At 68.7% G+C, this 2,303-nt stretch carries 3 protein-coding genes; 2 read left to right on the top strand and 1 reads right to left on the bottom strand.

Annotation, left to right across the window (positions count from 1 at the left end):
• Window positions 1-106: 106 nt before the first annotated feature.
• Window positions 107-1,336 carry an Mbeg1-like protein gene (locus tag GPA_RS01875; RefSeq protein ID WP_015538785.1) on the bottom strand — a complete coding sequence of 410 codons (1,230 nt, stop codon included), beginning with the start codon at window positions 1,334-1,336 and terminating at the stop codon, window positions 107-109.
• A gap of 40 nt (window positions 1,337-1,376) precedes the next feature.
• Between GPA_RS01875 and GPA_RS01870 the strand changes: the two genes are divergently transcribed.
• Together GPA_RS01870 and GPA_RS01865 are read left to right on the top strand one after the other, a co-directional pair.
• On the top strand, window positions 1,377-1,826 hold the full coding sequence (locus GPA_RS01870; protein WP_041238783.1) for an acyl-CoA thioesterase: 450 nt from the start codon (window positions 1,377-1,379) through the stop codon (window positions 1,824-1,826).
• Window positions 1,823-2,303: low molecular weight protein-tyrosine-phosphatase (locus tag GPA_RS01865; protein WP_083808848.1), on the top strand; the 481-nt coding region annotated here is incomplete at its 3' end. The genes GPA_RS01870 and GPA_RS01865, both read left to right, overlap by 4 nt.

Here is a 2,303-nt window from a genome sequence, read left to right as displayed (position 1 = left end):
CACGTGTGCGGCGCGGCCAGCTGCAGCGCCATGCGCGCGGAAAGCCGGCCGTAGGGCGCCTGCCGCCCCGCGTCTTCCCCGATGCCGCCCGCTGCCGATACCTCGCTCATTGCCTTCGTCCTTTCCGATCGTACGCCTCGCGCCGCCGCGCCAGCCAGGTGGACGGGGACGGCCTGAAGCGCCTGACGGTCTCGTCTTTCAATATGCCACCCAAGCTGCCGAGCGTCTTCCAGATGAAGCTCTTCGTCTCGGCGTCCAGCTTCGTGCCCGAGCCCAGCAACCGCCGCGTGTTCGCGAAAAGGCCCTCCTGGAACTCGGCCCACGTGCTGGCCTCCGTGGAGGCGAACAGCTCGTAGATGGTGTCGATGAACCGCTCGCGCTCGGCCGGCGTCTTGCCGCGCAGCCATGCGTCCAGCGCCTCGTCGAAGAACACGGCCGCGCGGTTGAGCGCATCCTGGTACACGAAGTCGTCGCCGTCCACCTGCCAGGAGAACGGCTCGTGCTGGAACACCGAGAGTGCCGAGGACTGCACCACACGGTAGTCGGGCCGCCGCTCCAAGATCATGCCGAACGCGGAGGACTCGGGAACCGTCTTGTGCAGCAGCGTTGCGAAGCGCCCGTCGTGGATGCGGGGCGACGGATCGTCCAGAAACGAGGGCCCGTCGTGGTTGTAGACGCCCGCGAGCCGCGCGTAGGCGCCCTCGTCGACCACGAGCGCCGCGAACTCGGCGAGGTTGCCGCCCTTGGAATGACCGCAGGCCACAAGCGGCCCCTCCACGGCCGACGCCACGCCCGAGAGGTAGGCGGCCGCCGCGCGCTGGGAGGGGATGACCTCCTTGAAGCAGAGGTTGAAGTCCTCCTTCCAGCCCGCGAAGCTGCCGTCGGTCCCGCGGAACGCCAGGCAGGCGAACTCGTCTCGCCCGGCACGCATCCCGCAGGCCCGTCCCTCGTAAGGCGCGCCCTCCGCCTGGGCGGCAACGCGCCCGGGGACGACGAACGTCGTTGCCGAGAACTGCTTCTCCACGGCATCCGAGCGCTCGTTGGCGTAGAAGGCCAGCTCCACGCCGCGGAAGCGCCGGCTGGCCATGAGGACGTGCAGGAACGCGCGCGTGTCCTTCGCGTCCTCCAGCCAGCTTGCGCACGTGAGCGTGCGCCAGTCGGCGAGCGCCAGCACGTCGTGCAGGAGCACGCGCTCGGGCGACGAGGGGTCCACGAGCCCGCACGCCTCGTAGTTGAAGTAGCAGAGCGTGGAGAACACGAGGCTGTCGACGGGGTTGAACGGTGATTCCGCGAACGTTCGCTGGTTTTCCTGGATATACGATACGATATTGCCCATAGGACCATGGTACCAAAACGGAAGGGACGTGAGAGCGGCCATGCGGGTTTGCACGCCAATAACCATACGCTACGGCGAGACGGACATGATGGGCGTCGTCTACCATGCCAACTACCTGCTGTACTTCGAGGACGCGCGCACGGCGTTCCTCGAGGCTATCGGGTACCCTTACGCGCGCATCGAGGAGGCGGGCTTCATGTCGCCGGTGACGCACATGGAGTGCGACTACCGCGAGCCGCTGCGCTACGGGGAGGGGGCGGTCGTGCGCACGCGCGTCGTGTCGTCGCGCCCGACGAAGACCGTGTACGCCTACGAGGTGTTCCGGGAAGGGCAGGACAGGAACGTTGAGAGGCCGTGCTGCACGGGACGCAGCACGCATTGCCTCGTGGACGCCGCCACGTTCAAGCCCGTGAGCCTCAAACGCTGCCTGCCCGACCTGTACGGGCGCTATGCGGAGGTGCTCGAGCCGGACGAGGGGGAGGGCCGATGAGCGCGCCTTTCCGCATCCTGTTCGTGTGCCACGGCAACATCTGCCGGTCCCCGATGGCCGAGTTCGTCATGAGGGACCTTGTTCGGCGGCGCGGCTTGGCCGGAAGTTTCTCCATCGCCTCGGCCGCCACGCACGACGACGAGATAGGCAGCCCCGTGCATCCCGGCACGCGCGCCGTGCTGGAAGCGCAGGGCATCGACTGCTCGGGCAAGGCCGCCCGCCGCCTGCGCCGCGCCGACGCCGACGAGTGGGACCTGTTCGTGGGAATGGACGAGGCGAACATGCGCGATATGCGCCGCCAGCTGGGACGCGGGGCCGAGGGGCGCTGCCGCAAGCTGCTGGAGTACGCCGGCTCCGAACGCGACGTGGCCGACCCGTGGTACACGGGCGATTTCGACGCGACCTACGACGACGTGCTCGCCGGGTGCACGGGGCTCCTGTCCGCCCTCGTCGCCCGCGAGGGCGCCGGCGGGCGCG

Origin of the sequence: Gordonibacter pamelaeae 7-10-1-b, from assembly GCF_000210055.1 — a bacterium.
Lineage (GTDB): Bacteria > Actinomycetota > Coriobacteriia > Coriobacteriales > Eggerthellaceae > Gordonibacter > Gordonibacter pamelaeae.
The sequence above is the reverse complement of the archived record's forward strand: the minus strand, read 5'-3'. Positions and strand labels throughout refer to the sequence as shown.